Source organism: Pseudonocardia adelaidensis (genome assembly GCF_039543345.1).
GTDB lineage: Bacteria > Actinomycetota > Actinomycetes > Mycobacteriales > Pseudonocardiaceae > Pseudonocardia > Pseudonocardia adelaidensis.
This window is the reverse complement of sequence record NZ_BAABJO010000108.1, coordinates 1-593: the sequence shown is the minus strand read 5'-3', so window position 1 is coordinate 593 and position 593 is coordinate 1. Positions and strand designations below refer to the sequence as shown.

The 593-nt window shown below is 67.3% G+C and carries 1 protein-coding gene; it reads right to left on the bottom strand.

The genetic code is table 11. The features are described from left to right. The coding region (locus tag ABEA81_RS42455; RefSeq protein WP_345613744.1) for a TCP-1/cpn60 chaperonin family protein at nt 1-593 on the bottom strand (593 nt) is incomplete at both ends.

Here is a 593-nt window from a genome sequence, read left to right as displayed (position 1 = left end):
CGCCTCGCGGCGGTCACCGAAGCCCGGGGCCTTGACGGCGACGGACTTGAAGGTGCCGCGGATCTTGTTGACGACCAGGGTGGCCAGGGCCTCGCCCTCGACGTCCTCGGCGATGATCGCCAGCGGCCTGCCGGACTCGAGTACCTTCTCGAGTACCGCGATCAGCGCCTGTATGGACGACACCTTCGCCGCGACCAACAGCAGGTACGGGTCATCGAGGATTACCTCCTGTCGTTCTGCGTCGGTGACGAAGTAGGGCGAGATGTAACCCTTGTCGAAGCGCATGCCCTCGGTGAGCTCCAGCTCGAGCCCCATGGTCTGGGACTCCTCGACCGTGATCACGCCTTCCTCGCCGACCTTGTCCATCGCCTCGGCGATCAGGTCGCCGATGGTGGAGTCGGCCGCGGAGATCGACGCGGTGGCAGCGATCTGCTCCTTGGTCTCGACCTCCTTGGCGCTCTTCAGTAGCGCCTCGGAGACGGCCTCGGTGGCCTTCTCGATACCCCGCTTGAGGGCCATCGGGTTGGCCCCGGCGGCGACGTTGCGCAGCCCCTCGCGGACGAGGGCCTGCGCCAGCACGGTGGCGGTGGTGG